The sequence below is a fragment of the Ruegeria sp. BE10 genome, assembly GCF_056538905.1.
Genome location: NZ_JBQFTX010000005.1, coordinates 48,266 through 64,231, shown reverse-complemented (window position 1 = coordinate 64,231; position 15,966 = coordinate 48,266). Strand labels below are relative to the sequence as shown.

Here is a 15,966-nt window from a genome sequence, read left to right as displayed (position 1 = left end):
CAGATCCCGTAATACATTCGCATCCCTCCATTCATGTGACAGGCGCACGAAACCACAAAGAAGTTGATTTGTCATCCCCTTTTGAGACTTCGTGTCAGATGCTCAGCAATTCCTCGCGGGTCAGCGCAAAGCCTGATGCAATCCAGCGCGCCTCAAGCTCGGCCAGTTTTTTGCCCAGCGCGGGACCGGTGAAATCGGGAATCAGGTCGGTGGCCTTGATCGGGAAATCAGCCTCAGCCCCTTTGTGCAGATCGGTGCGCAAGGTTTCGCTCCACGGCTGTTCAAGGAAGGCGCAGCGCAGCAGGGTTTCGTGCAAGCCGCCCTCTTCGCCATAGCGAAACCCCAGTTCGGCAACGCTGGCGGTACCGGATGCCTCATCCCGCATGCGGGTCAGACGTTGTAATTGCGCCTTGCTCAAGCGCAGAGTCTCGGCGATTTCTGGCGTTGTGATTGCGGCCAGACGCCGAATTGACTCAGGCGCGGCTCCGGCCTGTTCCTCTAAGGCTATCAACGGTGCCAACGCACGGTCCTCGGCCCCTGGCAACAGCCGGGCCAGAACTCCCGATTGACGCATCGCGGCAATCGAGGGTGCCGGATCGGATGCGCCCATAAGTTTCAGAAGTTCGGCCCCGACCCGTTCACGAGACAGGCCCTCTAGCCCGTCCAGATTAGACGCAATCGCCGCCAGAGCGTCCGGATCAAACCCAGCCTCTGCATCGCCATACCAGGCGTGAAACCGGAAATACCGCAGGGATCGCAGGTAATCCTCTCGAATGCGGTTCTCGGCGTTGCCGATAAAGCGCACACGGCGGGATTGCAGGTCGGGCAGCCCGTTCAACGGGTCGAGAATACTGCCATCGGGCCGCGCATAGATCGCATTCATGGTGAAATCGCGGCGCGCGGCGTCCTCTTCCACCTTGTCGGAGAAAGCCACCACCGCCCGGCGGCCATCGGTTTCCACGTCGCGGCGAAAGGTGGTGATCTCATGCGGGGCACCGCCACTGACCACAGTGATCGTGCCGTGGTCGATTCCGGTGGGGATGGCCTTGAGGCCCGTTGCCTGCGCCAGCTCCATCACCCGTTCGGGGCGCGCATCGGTGGCTATATCGATATCCGAGACCGGCGCGCCCAGCAGCGCGTTGCGCACGCAACCCCCGACGAACAACGCCTGCGCACCAGCGCCCGTCAACGCCGCACAGACCTTTTGCGTTGCCGGGTCAGTAACCCAGGCCTCAGAAATTCGCGTCATTCATTCACCCGTGCGGCCAATCCCCGCAACATTCGGGCCGTCGCGCCCCAGATGTAGTAGGGGCCGAACGGCACCGTGAAATAATACCGTTTGTGACCACGCCAGCGGCGCGATTCAACGATATAATTCGCGGGGTTGAGGACATGTGCAAGCGGAACCGAAAACACCTCGTCCACTTCGCCCGGTTCGGGGGTCAGTTGAAACGGTTCGCGCAGGATCGCGACAACCGGTGTAACGGTAAAGGACGTGACGGTTTCATGAGACGATAGGTGGCCCAGAATCTCGGGCAAGTCGGGCGGCAGACCGATCTCCTCCTGCGCCTCACGCAGGGCAGTGGCGGTGACATCTACGTCGCCTTGATCCTGCTTACCGCCGGGAAAGGCGATCTGGCCGGGGTGGTGTTTCAGAGCCGAGGATCGTTTCGTCAGAATCAGCCGCGGCGTGTCGTCAATCACCGTAATCGGAACCAGCACCCCCGCCGGGCGCAATTTGCGCCCTTCAGGCAGGATGGTTTCGGGGTTCAGGTCGAAATCGCTTGAACCATGGCCGGGGCGGCGCAGGGCCGCCCGCAGCTGGTCCGTAGGATCAGGCGTCGTCCGCATCAAAGCCGACCGAACCCGGTTCCAGTATGTAATGTGCGCCACAGAACTGACAATCGGCGGTTACCTTGCCTTCGGGCGTGGTCATCTTTTCGATGTCCTTGGCCGAATAGATCGACAGGCTTTGCCGCACACGATCTTCCGAACAGGTGCAGCCGAATTGCACGGACTGAGCGTCATAGACCCGCGGCTGTTCCTCGTGAAACAGCCGGATCAACAGGTCGGTCGGCGCCACCGAAGGCCCGATCAATTCGAGATCCTCGACCGTATCCAACAGGATGTTGACGCGGCCCCAGTTTTCACTCTCTTCCCCGTCGACCAGATCTTCGGCGGTCAGGATCTGCCCCCCACCTTGTCCGTCCGCCACAAAGGGCGAGGCCTTGGGCATGTGCTGCAGCATCACTCCGCCCGCGCGCCAGTGTTCACCGACGCCCGGCTCGGTCGATTTGCCAAAGCTGAGCGAGAACCGCGTCGGCAGCTGCTCGGATTGTGCGAAATACGCCTCGGCACAGGCAGAGATCGAGCCCCCCGCCAGCGGAGTGATCCCCTGATACGGCTGCGTGCCTTCACCCTGGTCGATCATGATGGCGAAATAACCCTCGCCCACCTGATCAAACGGCCCGCCATCGGTCAGGCGGTCGCGATCATAGCTGGCATAGGCGCGGATGCGGGCCGGCTCTCCCTCGACCTTGGGCGCAAAGTAATCGGTCGCGATCATGCGCACCGGGCCCTTGGACTGCACCTGCAAAGACAGTTTCCAACGCAGCGAAACGGTCTGGCCGATCAACGCGGTCAGCAGGGCCATCTCGGCCACTAACGCCTCGACCTTTTCGGGATAGTCATGCTGCTTCAGGATACCGTCCAGCACGCCATCCAGACGGGCTACACGGCCGCGCATATCCGATACATCAAGTTGAAAGGGCAGGACAGTATCGTCCCACGCGATTTTCGTTCCAAGAGACATGGGGTTTCCTTACACGCCACGGGTTGGCATACCGGCACCATATAGGTTGAACAGATTGGGTTTGAAGGGGCCATACATGATCAGACGGTTCGGTGAAACCCCGGAAAAAGGGCGTACATATACACGCAGACCGGGTGTCTATGCGTTGCTGCCGCAAGGAAAAGACCTGCTGGTCACGTGGTATGACGACGGGCTGAACCCCGAATTGCAGCTGCCGGGCGGTGGCATTGATCCGGGCGAATCCCCGATTACCGCGCTGCATCGCGAAGTGTTCGAAGAAACCGGCTGGCTGATCGCCGCCCCGCGGCGGATCGGTGCGTTTCGCCGGTTCACCTTTATGCCTGAATATGACCTTTGGGCCGAGAAAATCTGCATGATCTACAGCGCTCGTCCGGTGCGCCGGATGGGACCGCCTCGCGAAGAGTTTCACGAAGCACTTTGGATGGAAACTGCCGTTGCGGTGCAGATGCTTGGCAACGAGGGGGACCGTCACTTTGCTACCCGACATCTGAACAGTTTCTAAGCTCCGTTATATTCAAAGAACACGGCGGACACGTCATCATCCATGCCGCTGCCCGGTGCCATGGCCTGCGTCAGGCGCCAGAACATATCGTCCAGAAACTCAGTACCGCTGCGGTCGGGCGCACAATCGCGGGCCATCTGCTGCAGGCCTTCTTCCTCAAGCAAGCCGCCATCGGCCAGACGACACTCGGTAAAGCCATCAGAATACAGCATCAGTTTATCGCCAGGTTGCAGGTAAGTTTCGATCCGCTGAAAGGACACATCGGGCAGCAAACCGATGGGCAGGCCGCCTTCGCCCAGAAATTCGGCACTGCCGTCTTGGCGCAAAACAAGTGGATGCGGGTGCCCGGCCTGCACCATCTTAAGATGCCCGTTGCGCAAGTCGACAATAGCATAGACCATGGTGAAATATTCTTCGACGCCGGCATCGGCCATCAGGCGGCAATTGAGCATCTCGGCCACCTGTTCGGGTGGCAGCAGAGCATAGAACTTGTCAAAGCGTTTTTCCATCGCCACGTTCTGATCGAAATGATTGCTGGACAGATAGCCGCCCAATCGTGCCGTCATCATCGCCGAGGTGATACCGTGGCCCGACACGTCAATGCTGTAAAACCCCAGCCGATTGACCCCGGGCGAGAACATCCCCACCAGATCACCGCCAATATGCCCGCAGGGTTTCAGCAGCATGCTGACCCGCGATTTCCCGAAATCCCGCGTCAGTTCGGGGACAAGGGATTCCTGAATTTTCCGGGCCTGAATCAGGTCTTTGTCGATGGCATCATGCGCCACGCGCAGGTCTTCTAACGCGGATTCGATCATCCGGTTCTTCTCGGACAGTTCGCGCTGCATATCCAGAATCCGCGCCGCGGCCGAGATCCGCGCGCGCAGCTCATCCGCCTCAAGCGGTTTGATCAGGAAATCGTCCGCACCAGCGTCCAGCCCGCGCGCCACCTCTTGCTTTTCACTTTTTGAGGTCAACAGGATGAAGTAACTATATTGATCACTTTCCAGCGCCCGGAAGGCACGGCAGAATTCCAGCCCGCTCATCCCCGGCATCACCCAGTCGCTGACCACCAGATCCGGCGGGTCGGTGGCGCACATCTCGATCGCAACATCACCGCTGTCGGCCTCAAGCACCTCAAAGCCCCATTTTTTCAGTGAAGCCACCAGAATCCGCCGTTGCAGGCGGCTGTCATCGACGACAAGCACCTTTTGGATCGCACCAAAATCCAGCTCTGTCCTGGCCTCTGCCTGACTGCCTTCTGCCACCTGAACCCTCTGCACTGCGACCTTTACGGAACGCAGCGACCCTAGCGCGGGGCGGTTTAACATCCGGTGAAGGCGTCTTTGTCTTGTTGCTTAACCCGCTCTTTACTCGCCGTGAGCTACGCAAGTCAGGTCGCGATATGTGTGGAGAGGCCGAACATGATCGACTGGTCCAGAGTCAGACAACTGCAGGATGAAGTGGGTGCCAACGAATTCGAAGAGGTGGTGCAGATCTTTCTGGACGAGGTTCAGGAAACCATCGACCGGCTGCATCAGGACACCGACCGGGCTGAGTTCGAACAGAACATGCATTTCCTCAAGGGCAGCGCGCTGAGTCTGGGGTTCGACCGGTTTTTCAAGCTGTGTCAGGACGCAGAGCGCAACGCCGCCGCTGGCAAGGCCAGTGACGTCGATCTGCCTGCCCTCCTGGCCGTTTATGACAACTCCAAAACTGTGTTCTTTGCCGAGAAAGCCGCGAACCTGTCCTAGATCACGAACTGCGCCAGCGTCTCGTCTTCGGTGATGTCGGTATAGGTAAAGCCAGCCTCATCCAGATGCGCGAACAGGCGTGCGAAATTCTCGGGCTTACGGGTTTCGATGCCGATCAGGACCGAACCGAAATTGCGCGCCGACTTCTTCATGTATTCGAACCGGGCGATATCGTCTTCCGGCCCTAATATGCCCAGAAACTCTTTCAACGCGCCGGGGCGCTGCGGCAGGCGCAGGATAAAGTACTTTTTGACGCCGGAATAACGCTGCGCCCGTTCCTTGACCTCGGGCAGACGTTCGAAATCGAAATTGCCGCCCGAGGTGACGCAGACAACGGTTTTGCCGCGGATAAAGCTTTGCACATCAGTCACCGCCTCGATCGCCAGAGCGCCTGCGGGCTCAAGCACGATGCCTTCGACATTCAGCATTTCGATCATGGTGGTGCAGATACGGTCCTCATACAGGACCAACACGTCGGACAGGTGGCGATCCTTGAGCAGTTCAAACGGTTTCGCCCCGATCTTCCCGACCGCTGCCCCATCGACAAAATTGTCGATGTGATCCAACGCCACCGGATGCCCCGCTGCCATGGCCGCATGCAAACAGGCCCCGCCTTTGGGTTCGACAAACAGGCAATGTGTCCGATCCCCGAACCATGTCGCCACGCCCGAGGACATGCCGCCCCCGCCAACAGGCAGGATCACGTGATCCGGGACGCCACCCAGCTGCGCCTCAACCTCGACAGCCAGAGACGCCTGCCCCTCGATCACATCCTCATCATCAAAGGGCGACAGAAAATGCCCGCCCTGCTGCGCACACCACGCCTGCGCAGCGGCCAGCGTGTCGTCGAAATAGTCTCCGGTCAGGTGAATTTCGATATTGTCGCCGCCAAAAATGCGGGTTTTCTGAATTTTCTGCTGCGGCGTCGTCACCGGCATGAAGATCACACCACGCACGTTCAGGTGCTTGCACATGAAGGCCACGCCCTGCGCATGATTTCCCGCGCTGGCGCAGACGAAAAGCTCTTGCCCCTGCTGCTTGCGCATGGCGTTGAACGCACCACGGATTTTATACGACCGCACCGGGCTGAGGTCTTCACGCTTGAGCCAGATGTCAGCACCAAACCGATCAGACAGATGGGCATTCCGCTGCAGAGGCGTCGCGGGAAAGACGGTGCGCATCGCCTGTTCGGCGGCGCGGGCGCGGGTCATGAAATCAGTCATGACCGTTTCAGTGGCCTATCCCGACTAAAAGAGCAAGGAATACATATGTGTACGCGGGTTAGGCGAGCTCGCGTTTTTCAACGCAAATACCATAGAACGTCGTTAGGATACTCAGGCCGACCATCGCAATCATCCAGTTCACAACAGCCTGAAGAACAAAACCCAGAAACCCGGAAAAGGCACCGACAAACCCTGCGAGAAACCCCAGAACAAAGCTAAACGCGAAGAAAAATAGAAAAACCATAATTATCGCCGTCGCTACTGTTTGAGTGGCGCGCCACGATTCAGATATTGAAATCGTGTTCCCAACTGCGCTTGCCGGAAGTATCAGGCTCAAACGCTGCGCAACCCAAAAAATAAAGATGAAACCAACGGTCAAGACAGCTCCGCCGAGCAGTGAGAAAGAACCGGTTCCAATCCCTCCGACGACATAAACAACTCCGACTAAAACGAGGGCCATTCCCGCAAAGATTAATCCCAGCAGCAGCGCCCAGCCAAAATAAGCCAAAATGCGTGACCCGTTGAATTCAGGGAATACTTTGCCTGGGTATTCTGACAGCAAACAATAGCGATGCCATCCAACAGCCACCCAAAGTGCAGCGATGTAGTTCAGGATCGCGAGCAGAAAAACCCCACCGGCAACTCCCTGCTCTCCTGTTACAAATGCCGGCCCTTTTACGATGAACAAAAGCACTCCCAGCAGAGACACCGCAATTACAGGAGACGAAACGCGCAATGCTGTGCCTAAATCATTGAAAATCATTCCAAGCGCATGTTTGAAAATCTGCCAACTCAACATCCTGAAACCGCCCTCTCAACCAATCGTTGTTCTCTTTCCACCTGTATCACCTCAATTCCCACCCAGGGTCAACGCAGATAACTTGCCCCCACGTTCAAAACCCGTTAGGGGCCAAGCGTCTTACGCATAAGGGGAAGTCAGATGTCCGCGCCCAAGAAAGTTGTTCTGGCCTATTCCGGTGGCCTTGATACCTCGATCATCCTGAAATGGTTGCAGACCGAGTATGGCTGTGAGGTCGTGACCTTCACCGCCGATCTGGGTCAGGGTGAAGAGCTGGAGCCCGCCCGCCAAAAGGCCGAGCTGCTGGGGATCAAGCCCGAAAACATCTATATCGAGGACATCCGCGAAGAGTTTGTTCGCGACTTCGTCTTCCCGATGTTCCGCGCCAATGCGCAATACGAAGGCCTGTATCTGCTGGGCACCTCAATCGCGCGTCCGCTGATCTCGAAGCGTCTGGTCGAGATTGCCGAGGCCACCGGTGCCGACGCCGTTGCACATGGCGCGACCGGCAAAGGCAACGATCAGGTGCGGTTCGAACTGGCCGCCTATGCCCTGAACCCCGACATCAAGGTCATTGCACCCTGGCGTGAATGGGACCTGACCAGCCGCACCAAGCTGTTGGAATTTGCCGAAGCGAACCAAATCCCAATTGCCAAGGACAAACGCGGTGAGGCGCCGTTCTCGGTCGATGCCAACCTGCTGCACACCTCGTCCGAAGGTAAGGTTTTGGAAGACCCCGCAGATCAGGCGCCAGACTATGTCTATCAGCGTACCGTCCACCCCGAGGACGCACCGAACGAGCCCGAGTTCATTGAGATCGGCTTTGAAAAAGGCGACGCGGTCAGCATCAATGGCGAGGCGATGAGCCCCGCAACCATCCTGACCAAGCTGAACGAATATGGCGGCAAGCACGGTATTGGCCGTCTGGACCTGGTCGAAGGTCGTTTCGTGGGCATGAAATCGCGCGGTATCTACGAAACACCCGGCGGTACCATCCTGCTGGAAGCGCACCGTGGGATCGAATCCATCACCATGGACCGCAGCGCGATGCACCTGAAAGATCAGCTGATGCCGCAATATGCCGAGCTGATCTATAACGGCTTCTGGTACAGCCCCGAGCGGGAAATGCTGCAAGCCGCCATCGACAAATCTCAGGACCATGTCACCGGCACTGTCCGCGTGAAACTGTACAAAGGTCTGGCTTCGACCGTGGGTCGCTGGTCGGATCATTCGCTGTATTCTGAAGAGCATGTGACGTTCGAAGATGACGCCGGCGCCTATGACCAAAAAGACGCGGCCGGATTTATCCAGTTGAACGCGCTGCGCCTGAAATTGCTGGCGGCGCGGGATAAGCGCCTGTCCAAGTGATCGACGACGACGACATCAACGACGAACTCGATCTGTTCATCGAAGCGCAGGACGCGGTCTGGTCCGACGTCCTGCGCGAATTGGAACAAGGACAGAAAACCAGCCACTGGATGTGGTTTGTATTTCCGCAATTGGCCGAACTTGGCCGGTCTCACATGGCGCAGCTGTACGGGATCGAGGATTTGGATGAGGCCACAGCTTATCTGGATAATCCAGACCTCCGCCAGCGCCTGACCAAGGTTGCTGGGTTGATGTTGCAGCACAAGGGGCGCGATGCCAGTGACATTCTGGGTGGGGTTGACGCAAAGAAACTGCGGTCCTCGATGACGTTGTTTGCATCCGTGCCCGGAGCTCCGTCAGAGTTTCAGACTGTTCTTGATGCCTTTTATGATGGGCAACCCTGTGAGCGGACCCGGCAAATCCTGCAAATGTCGTGATTGCAGGGTCCAGTTGGGTCACCCTTGCACAAGAACGCCCATTCTCTTTACGCATAGGCAAATTGTGAAGGGGACAAAGATGCTGCAGGACATCGCCAAAGGCATTCAGCAAGGCTTGGATGGCAAAAGCTTTGAGGGCTCGCTGAAATTCGATTGTGGCGAGGATGGTGTCATCGTTCTAGCCGAAAATCGGGCCAGCACACAGGATCGCGACACCGATTGCACCATCCGCATTTCGCAGGACAACCTGACCAAATTACTGACGGGCAAGCTGAACCCGATGACCGGCGTAGCATTGGGCAAGCTCAAGATTTCGGGCAATATGGGTGTGGCGATGAAGCTGGGACAGCTGCTAGGTTAAGACGATAAACTCGTCTCACCACCCCGTGACAAACCATGTCAGCGGATTGCGCCAACGCATAAGTCAGGGCAGCCTTATCCCGAAAAGGAGACCTGCCATGACCCGCATCGCCAATCTCAATTTTTTCAAACCTACGCTTCAGTTCACGTTGATCGCTCTTGTCGCCCTGCTGCGTGCCGCCCCGGCACCCGCCGCCGGGTCCGAAACCCTGACGGTTGCAGGGGGCTGTTTCTGGTGCGTCGAATCCGATTTCGAATCCGTTCCGGGCGTGACTGGCGCCGTGTCGGGTTTCACCGGTGGCAGTACCGCCAATCCAACCTATGATCAGGTCACCAAAGGCGAAACCGGCCATTACGAGGCGGTTCAGATCACCTTTGACCCGGCCCGCGTTTCCCGTGAAACCCTGCTGAGTATGTTCTTCCGTTCGGTCGACCCAACGGATGCGGGCGGTCAGTTCTGTGACCGGGGTGACAGCTACCGCACGGCCATTTTCGTCTCTAACGCTGGGGAAAAAGCCCTGGCTCAGCAAGCCAAGACAAGTGCCCAGAACGCTCTGGGGCAACAGATCGTGACGCCAATCCTGCAGCAAGGGGCATTCTACCCGGCTGAGGCCTATCATCAGGATTACTATAAGGGGAACAAGCTGGTCCTGACCCGCTTTGGCCCCAAACGCCAGCACAGCGCGTACAAAGCCTATCGCAAAGCCTGCGGCCGTGATGACCGGGTCAAGCAGCTTTGGGGCAGTGACGCACCGTTCGCGGGGTCTTAATCGAGCCGCGCTTCGCGCACCTCTTTGAGATCGGGAATAACATCAGCTGTGCCGTGCCGCGTGACCATCAAGGCCGCGGCACGGTTTGCTTGTGAAATCACCTGTGCCATTGGCATCCCGCGATCCATTCCTGCCAGAACATAGCCGGTGAAAGTATCCCCTGCGCCAGTGGTATCCACGGCCTTTACCTTGTGCGCCGGAAAATCCGTAGCGGCGCCGCGATGGTAATACCGCGCTCCTTTTGACCCCAAAGTGACGATTACATGCTCGACCTCAAGGTCGGTAACGGATTGCCCGGTTGCCTGCTGTAGTTGTTCAGCCTCGATCTCATTCAGGATCAGAAAATCCAGATACGGCAACACGGCCTGAACCGCGTCAGCCTGGAACGGTGCGGCGGCATAGCAGACAGTCAGCCCCAGATCGCGCCCCATCTTTGCAGATTCAACCTGTAAGTTGGTTTCGTTCTGCATCACCAGCACATCACCTTGCAGGGCCGAGGACAGCGCTTGCCCCAACTGACCCTGAGTGATCGCGTGGTTTGAGCCGGGGAACAGAATGATGTTGTTCTCACCCTGTGCGTCCACCGCAATGATGGCATGACCGGTCGGAACCTCGACTCCAGTGATATGGCGCGTGTCCACGCCATATTCGGTCATACGATCCAGCGCCCAGCGCCCATCCGGCCCCACGGCCCCGATATGCGCCACTTGCGCCCCGGCCCGAGCGGCGGCCACAGACATATTTGCCCCTTTGCCACCCAGATACCGATCCAGCCGATTGGCCGAAAGCGTCTCTCCCGGTCCGGGCAGGTGCGGCACGTCATAAATCATGTCCGCGTTGATCGAGCCGAGGTTCCAGATCGTCATGGCTTAAGCGATATCGCACGAGGCCAGGATGGCCATGTTCAAAATATCATTCGCCGTCGACCCGGTCGAACAGATCTGGATCGGCTTGTCTACACCAGACAGGATCGGGCCAATCACCGTGGACCCGCCCATTTCCTGCATCAGCTTGGTCGAGATCGACGCCGAATGCCGAGCGGGAACGATCAGGATATTCGCCGGGCCGGTCAGGCGCTGGAACGGATAGCCTGCCTGTTGATCCTCGTTCAGGGCAACGTCCACGGTCATCTCGCCCTCGTATTCGAAATCCACTTTGCGCTTATCCAGCACGACAGGCGCGCGGTGCATCTTTTCGGCCCGTTCCGACACCGGATACCCAAAGGTCGAGAAACTGACGAAGGCCACGCGCGGCTCAAGCCCCATATGACGGGCTACGGCGGCTGAGCGTTCGGCGATATTGGCCAGGTCATTCTCGTCCGGCCATTCATGCACAAGCGTATCACCGATCAGCACGATCCGCCCCTTATGCAACAGGGCGGTCACACCCACCGCACCATGCGCCTTGTCCGCGTCGAACACGTGATTGATCCGGTCCAGCACATGCGCTGACTTGCGCGTGGCCCCGGTTACCAGGCCATCACCATGCCCATGCGCCAGCATCAGGGATGAGAACACATGCCGGTCACGCGCCGCTAGGCGGTAAATATCCTTGCTATCAAAACCTTTGCGCTGCAGGCGCTTGTACAGGAAATCGGTATAGGTCTCGAGATGCGTGGTGTTGGCGGCATTCACCACCTCCAACTCGCGCACGGCATCGCCCAGCCCGGCCTCTTCCAGCTTTTGTTTTACGTCATCGGGGCGACCGACAACCAGGGCCTTGCCGAAACCAGACCGCTGATAGGTCACAGCAGCGCGCAGTACACGTGGATCGTCACCTTCGGCGAAGATCATACGGCTTTGCGCTTGGCGCGCACGGGCGTTCAGGCCGCGCAGAATGCTGGCGGTCGGGTCCATGCGGGATTTGAGGCTCAGCTCATAGGCGTCCATGTCGATGATCGGACGCCGCGCTGCGCCGGTATCCATGCCCGCCTTGGCCACGGCAGGTGGGATACGATGGATCAGTCGGGGATCAAAAGGTGTCGGGATGATATAATCGCGACCGAAGGTCAGCGATTTGCCATAAGCCATCGCAACCTCATCCGGCACATCCTCGCGCGCCAGACGGGCCAGCGCATGGGCACAGGCAATTTTCATCTCGTCATTGATGGCACGGGCATGAATGTCCAGCGCACCCCGAAACAGATAGGGGAAGCCCAGCACGTTGTTGACTTGGTTCGGGTAATCGCTGCGCCCCGTGGCGACGATGGCATCCACACGCACCTCATGCGCCTCTTCTGGCGTGATTTCAGGATCTGGATTGGCCATGGCGAAAATCACCGGGTTGTCTGCCATACTGGCGACCATGTCCTGCGTGACCGCGCCTTTGACTGAAACGCCCAGGAACACATCCGCGCCGTTCATGGCGTCTTCCAGCGAGCGCAGTTCAGTGGTGACCGCATGGGCCGATTTCCACTGGTTCATACCCTCGGTCCGGCCTTGGTAGATAACGCCTTTAGTGTCGCAGACGATGCAGTTTTCATGCCGCGCGCCCATCGCCTTGAGCAGTTCGATACAGGCGATACCCGCCGCACCCGCACCGTTCAGAACAATCCTCACATCCTCGATCTTTTTGCCCGAGATATGCAGTGCGTTCAGCAGACCTGCCGCGCAGATCACCGCCGTGCCGTGTTGATCATCGTGAAAGACGGGAATGTCCATCTCTTCCTTCAGGCGCTGTTCGATGATGAAACACTCGGGCGCCTTGATGTCTTCCAGATTGATGCCGCCAAAGGTCGGCCCCATCAGCTTCACCGCGCGGCAGAATTCATCTGGGTCTTCAGTGTCCAACTCGATATCGATCGAGTTCACATCGGCAAACCGTTTGAACAGGACCGATTTCCCCTCCATCACCGGTTTTGAGCCCAACGCGCCCAGATTTCCAAGCCCCAGAACCGCCGTGCCGTTCGAGATTACCGCGACCAGATTGCCCTTGTTGGTATAGTCATAGGCCGTTTCGGGGTTTTCCGCGATTGCTTCACATGGAACAGCGACACCGGGACTATAGGCCAGCGACAGATCACGCTGGGTTGTCATTGGAACCGTGGCCTGCACCTCCCATTTGCCAGGGGTGGGGTCCAGGTGAAAGGCCAGGGCTTCTTCGTCGGTAATTTTCGCTTTGGGCATCTGATATGTCGTTTCTTTACATCTGTTGGGCTGTCGCCTCATAGCGCAGGAAAACGCGCGCCTCAACGAGAATGAGTTTTCGGCTTTTACAGAAGATGCGGGATTTGTAAGGTCGCGCCCGGAACACGCCAAAAGGGGTCAGCCTTGTCCACAGTCACGCCGATGATGGCGCAATATCTCGAAATCAAAGAGGCCCACGCCGATGCCCTGCTGTTCTACCGTATGGGCGATTTCTACGAGATGTTCTTCGAAGATGCCGTCAACGCAGCCGAGGCGTTGGATATCGCCCTGACCAAACGCGGCAAGCATAACGGCACCGACATCCCGATGTGCGGTGTACCTGTTCATTCCGCCGAAGGTTATTTGCTGACCCTGATCCGCAAGGGCTTTCGCGTGGCAGTCTGCGAGCAGATGGAAAGCCCGGCCGAGGCGAAGAAAAGAGGCTCTAAATCAGTAGTAAAGCGCGATGTCGTGCGTCTGGTGACACCCGGCACATTGACCGAAGATGCCCTTTTGGAAGCCCGCCGCCACAACTTTCTGGCCGCCTATGCCGAAGTGCGGGATGAGGCCGCCTTGGCCTGGGCTGATATCTCTACCGGGGCGTTTCACGTGATGCCTTTGACAACCGTGCGGCTGAGCCCCGAACTGGCACGGCTTGCCCCGTCCGAACTGATCGTTGCCGACGGATCGGAACAGGCTTTGCAGGAACCAGTCCGTGATTTGGGAATTTCGCTAACCCCCATCGGCCGCGCCAGTTTTGACAGCACGGCCGCCGAAAAACGTATTTGCGGATTGTTCCACGTGGGCGCTTTGGATGCGTTTGGAAATTTCGGTCGGGCCGAGGTTTCGGCAATGGGTGCCTTGATCGACTATCTTGAGATCACGCAAAAGGGCAAACTGCCCCTGCTGCAGACCCCCTTGAAGGAATCAGAGGATCGCGTTGTCCAGATCGACGCCGCCACACGCCGCAATCTTGAACTGACCCGTTCCTTGTCGGGTGGTCGCGCCGGATCCCTATTGTCGGTGGTCGATCGCACCGTCACTCCGGGCGGGGCAAGGTTGCTGGAACAGCGCCTGTCCAGCCCCTCGCGCAATCTGGACGTGATCCATGCCCGGCTGGATGCTGTGAGTTTTGCAGCTGAGGACAGTCTGACCGCCTCAGACCTGCGCGATGCCCTGCGCAAAACCCCTGATCTGGACCGCGCCCTGTCGCGCCTGTCGCTGGAACGGGGTGGCCCTCGTGATCTGGCCGCCATCCGCAACGGAATGACGCAGGCAGCTGCTATTGCAGGTATCTGTGACACACAGAATTTGCCGGTTCTGCTGGCCACCGCAGTGCAGAACTTGATCGGGTTTGACGATCTTTTGACCTTGTTGGATGAGGCCCTTGTGGCAGAACCACCCCTGCTGGCCCGTGACGGCGGTTTCATCGCTCCGGGTTTTGACACGGAACTGGATGAAGCCCGCAAACTGCGCGACGAAGGCCGATCCGTCATTGCGGGATTTCAACAGAAATACGCAGAACACACCGGCATTGCTTCGCTGAAGATCAAGCATAACAACGTGCTGGGTTATTTCATCGAAACCACGGCCACCCATGCCGAGAAGATGCTGAACCCGCCATTTTCTGAGACCTATGTCCACCGCCAGACCACTGCCAATCAGGTGCGGTTTACAACCGTCGAACTGTCCGAGATCGAAACCCGCATCCTGAACGCCGGTAATTTGGCATTGGAAATAGAAAAGAGGCTCTATCAAAGGCTTTCTGACGAGATTCTGGACCGCGCCGCGCGTCTCAACCAAGCCGCCCGGGGGCTCGCCGAGCTGGATTTGACCACCGCATTGGCCGATCTGGCGCGCGGAGAAAATTGGTGCCGTCCCCAGGTCGACACATCGCGCGCCTTCCACGTGCAGGGTGGACGTCATCCGGTTGTGGAACACGCGCTGCGCCAACAAAGCGGCGATGCCTTCATTGCCAATGATTGCGATCTCAGCGCGGATCAGGGCGCGGCGATCTGGCTGCTGACCGGTCCCAACATGGCAGGTAAATCGACCTTCCTGCGTCAGAACGCCTTGATTGCCCTGCTGGCCCAGATGGGCAGTTATGTTCCCGCTGAACAGGCGCATATCGGTGTGGTCAGCCAATTGTTCAGCCGCGTCGGCGCATCCGACGATCTGGCCCGGGGCCGTTCGACCTTTATGGTGGAAATGGTCGAGACGGCCGCCATCCTGAATCAGGCCGACGACCGCGCGCTGGTGATTCTCGATGAAATTGGCCGTGGCACGGCCACCTATGACGGCCTGTCCATCGCCTGGGCCACGCTGGAACATCTGCACGCCGCCAACCAATGCCGCGCGCTATTCGCCACCCACTACCACGAACTCACTGCCCTGGCCGGCAAGTTAGAGGGCGTCGACAACGCAACCGTGGCAGTCAAGGAGTGGGAAGGTGAGGTCATTTTCCTGCACGAAGTCCACAAGGGGGCCGCCGACCGCTCCTATGGGGTGCAAGTCGCGCAGCTTGCCGGTCTGCCCGCATCGGTGGTGGATCGAGCCCGCGTCGTACTGGACCAGTTGGAAAAAACCGAACGCGAAGGCGGCAAGCAAAAGGCGCTGATCGACGATCTGCCGCTATTTTCCGCCGCTCCGCCGCCCCCGCCACCTGCACCCAAGGCATCGCCGGTCACGGATATGCTGGACGACGTGCTGCCTGATGAGCTGACCCCGCGCGAGGCACTGGACCTGATTTATAAACTGAAAGAGGCGGCCAGATCCTGACCGCCTCAAAAAAATTT

The 15,966-nt window shown here is 58.4% G+C and carries 15 protein-coding genes; 7 read left to right on the top strand and 8 right to left on the bottom strand.

The genetic code is table 11. The annotated features are described in order from the left end of the window. Positions 1 to 94: 94 nt before the first annotated feature. The 3 genes from ACR0M2_RS12650 to hslO are packed head-to-tail and all read right to left on the bottom strand — an operon-like array spanning position 95 to position 2,812. Positions 95 to 1,249 (bottom strand): CCA tRNA nucleotidyltransferase, encoded by a 1,155-nt coding sequence (locus tag ACR0M2_RS12650; RefSeq protein ID WP_480705373.1) that lies wholly within the window; start codon positions 1,247 to 1,249, stop codon positions 95 to 97. Then, positions 1,246 to 1,851 (bottom strand): CoA pyrophosphatase, encoded by a 606-nt coding sequence (locus tag ACR0M2_RS12645; RefSeq protein ID WP_170396832.1) that lies wholly within the window; start codon positions 1,849 to 1,851, stop codon positions 1,246 to 1,248. The genes ACR0M2_RS12650 and ACR0M2_RS12645 overlap by 4 nt, the downstream gene beginning before the upstream one ends. Next, the gene (hslO, locus tag ACR0M2_RS12640) at positions 1,835 to 2,812 is read right to left on the bottom strand and encodes an Hsp33 family molecular chaperone HslO (RefSeq protein WP_170349573.1); all 978 of its coding nucleotides are present in this window, start codon (positions 2,810 to 2,812) and stop codon (positions 1,835 to 1,837) included. Before hslO ends, ACR0M2_RS12645 begins: the two co-directional genes overlap by 17 nt. Positions 2,813 to 2,888: 76 nt before the next feature. Between hslO and ACR0M2_RS12635 the strand changes: the two genes are divergently transcribed. Next, the gene (locus tag ACR0M2_RS12635) at positions 2,889 to 3,335 is read left to right on the top strand and encodes an NUDIX hydrolase (protein ID WP_170349572.1); all 447 of its coding nucleotides are present in this window, start codon (positions 2,889 to 2,891) and stop codon (positions 3,333 to 3,335) included. Here the strand turns inward: ACR0M2_RS12635 and ACR0M2_RS12630 are convergent. After that, the gene (locus ACR0M2_RS12630) at positions 3,332 to 4,603 is read right to left on the bottom strand and encodes a PP2C family protein-serine/threonine phosphatase (RefSeq protein ID WP_480705371.1); all 1,272 of its coding nucleotides are present in this window, start codon (positions 4,601 to 4,603) and stop codon (positions 3,332 to 3,334) included. The two genes, ACR0M2_RS12635 and ACR0M2_RS12630, sit on opposite strands and share 4 nt — an antisense overlap. Positions 4,604 to 4,759: 156 nt before the next feature. Between ACR0M2_RS12630 and ACR0M2_RS12625 the strand changes: the two genes are divergently transcribed. Beyond that, positions 4,760 to 5,089 carry an Hpt domain-containing protein gene (locus ACR0M2_RS12625; protein WP_480705369.1) on the top strand — a complete coding sequence of 110 codons (330 nt, stop codon included), beginning with the start codon at positions 4,760 to 4,762 and terminating at the stop codon, positions 5,087 to 5,089. Here the strand turns inward: ACR0M2_RS12625 and ilvA are convergent. Beyond that, entirely contained in the window at positions 5,086 to 6,312 is a 1,227-nt protein-coding gene (ilvA, locus tag ACR0M2_RS12620) for a threonine ammonia-lyase IlvA (protein WP_480705368.1), read from the bottom strand. The two genes, ACR0M2_RS12625 and ilvA, sit on opposite strands and share 4 nt — an antisense overlap. A 58-nt stretch (positions 6,313 to 6,370) precedes the next feature. Further along, positions 6,371 to 7,111, bottom strand: a complete 741-nt coding sequence (locus tag ACR0M2_RS12615; RefSeq protein ID WP_480705366.1) for a hypothetical protein — start codon at positions 7,109 to 7,111, stop codon at positions 6,371 to 6,373. Between the two features lie 141 nt (positions 7,112 to 7,252). Here ACR0M2_RS12615 and ACR0M2_RS12610 point away from each other — a divergent pair, with 141 nt between their 5' ends. The 4 genes from ACR0M2_RS12610 to msrA all read left to right on the top strand — a co-directional run bounded on the left by ACR0M2_RS12610 (position 7,253) and on the right by msrA (position 10,046). Continuing rightward, the gene (locus ACR0M2_RS12610; RefSeq protein ID WP_480705364.1) at positions 7,253 to 8,479 is read left to right on the top strand and encodes an argininosuccinate synthase; all 1,227 of its coding nucleotides are present in this window, start codon (positions 7,253 to 7,255) and stop codon (positions 8,477 to 8,479) included. Then, complete coding sequence (locus tag ACR0M2_RS12605; protein WP_480705362.1) at positions 8,476 to 8,916, top strand: DUF1810 domain-containing protein; 441 nt, start codon at positions 8,476 to 8,478, stop codon at positions 8,914 to 8,916. Before ACR0M2_RS12610 ends, ACR0M2_RS12605 begins: the two co-directional genes overlap by 4 nt. A gap of 79 nt (positions 8,917 to 8,995) precedes the next feature. Beyond that, the gene (locus ACR0M2_RS12600) at positions 8,996 to 9,277 is read left to right on the top strand and encodes an SCP2 sterol-binding domain-containing protein (protein WP_480705360.1); all 282 of its coding nucleotides are present in this window, start codon (positions 8,996 to 8,998) and stop codon (positions 9,275 to 9,277) included. Positions 9,278 to 9,374: 97 nt separating this feature from the next. After that, complete coding sequence (gene msrA, locus ACR0M2_RS12595) at positions 9,375 to 10,046, top strand: peptide-methionine (S)-S-oxide reductase MsrA (protein WP_480705358.1); 672 nt, start codon at positions 9,375 to 9,377, stop codon at positions 10,044 to 10,046. On the opposite strand, the gene ACR0M2_RS12590 is transcribed toward msrA, so the two are convergent. After that, a complete protein-coding gene (locus ACR0M2_RS12590; RefSeq protein ID WP_170376521.1) occupies positions 10,043 to 10,912 on the bottom strand; it encodes a ribokinase in 870 nt (289 codons plus the stop codon). The two genes, msrA and ACR0M2_RS12590, sit on opposite strands and share 4 nt — an antisense overlap. A gap of 3 nt (positions 10,913 to 10,915) precedes the next feature. Next, complete coding sequence (locus ACR0M2_RS12585) at positions 10,916 to 13,171, bottom strand: NADP-dependent malic enzyme (protein WP_170349563.1); 2,256 nt, start codon at positions 13,169 to 13,171, stop codon at positions 10,916 to 10,918. A 162-nt stretch (positions 13,172 to 13,333) separates the two neighbouring features. Here ACR0M2_RS12585 and mutS point away from each other — a divergent pair, with 162 nt between their 5' ends. Then, a complete protein-coding gene (gene mutS / locus ACR0M2_RS12580; protein ID WP_480705588.1) occupies positions 13,334 to 15,949 on the top strand; it encodes a DNA mismatch repair protein MutS in 2,616 nt (871 codons plus the stop codon). Positions 15,950 to 15,966 lie beyond the last annotated feature (17 nt).

Excerpts from the sequence above, each read along its gene's own strand:
- ACR0M2_RS12650 (WP_480705373.1), bottom strand. The coding sequence starts at position 1,249 with ATGACGCGAATTTCTGAGGCCTGGGTTACTGACCCGGCAACGCAAAAG.
- ACR0M2_RS12645 (WP_170396832.1), bottom strand. The coding sequence starts at position 1,851 with ATGCGGACGACGCCTGATCCTACGGACCAGCTGCGGGCGGCCCTGCGC.
- hslO (WP_170349573.1), bottom strand. The coding sequence starts at position 2,812 with ATGTCTCTTGGAACGAAAATCGCGTGGGACGATACTGTCCTGCCCTTT.
- ACR0M2_RS12635 (WP_170349572.1), top strand. The coding sequence starts at position 2,889 with ATGATCAGACGGTTCGGTGAAACCCCGGAAAAAGGGCGTACATATACA.
- ACR0M2_RS12625 (WP_480705369.1), top strand. The coding sequence starts at position 4,760 with ATGATCGACTGGTCCAGAGTCAGACAACTGCAGGATGAAGTGGGTGCC.
- ilvA (WP_480705368.1), bottom strand. The coding sequence starts at position 6,312 with ATGACTGATTTCATGACCCGCGCCCGCGCCGCCGAACAGGCGATGCGC.
- ACR0M2_RS12615 (WP_480705366.1), bottom strand. The coding sequence starts at position 7,111 with ATGTTGAGTTGGCAGATTTTCAAACATGCGCTTGGAATGATTTTCAAT.
- ACR0M2_RS12610 (WP_480705364.1), top strand. The coding sequence starts at position 7,253 with ATGTCCGCGCCCAAGAAAGTTGTTCTGGCCTATTCCGGTGGCCTTGAT.
- ACR0M2_RS12600 (WP_480705360.1), top strand. The coding sequence starts at position 8,996 with ATGCTGCAGGACATCGCCAAAGGCATTCAGCAAGGCTTGGATGGCAAA.
- msrA (WP_480705358.1), top strand. The coding sequence starts at position 9,375 with ATGACCCGCATCGCCAATCTCAATTTTTTCAAACCTACGCTTCAGTTC.
- ACR0M2_RS12590 (WP_170376521.1), bottom strand. The coding sequence starts at position 10,912 with ATGACGATCTGGAACCTCGGCTCGATCAACGCGGACATGATTTATGAC.
- ACR0M2_RS12585 (WP_170349563.1), bottom strand. The coding sequence starts at position 13,171 with ATGCCCAAAGCGAAAATTACCGACGAAGAAGCCCTGGCCTTTCACCTG.
- mutS (WP_480705588.1), top strand. The coding sequence starts at position 13,334 with ATGATGGCGCAATATCTCGAAATCAAAGAGGCCCACGCCGATGCCCTG.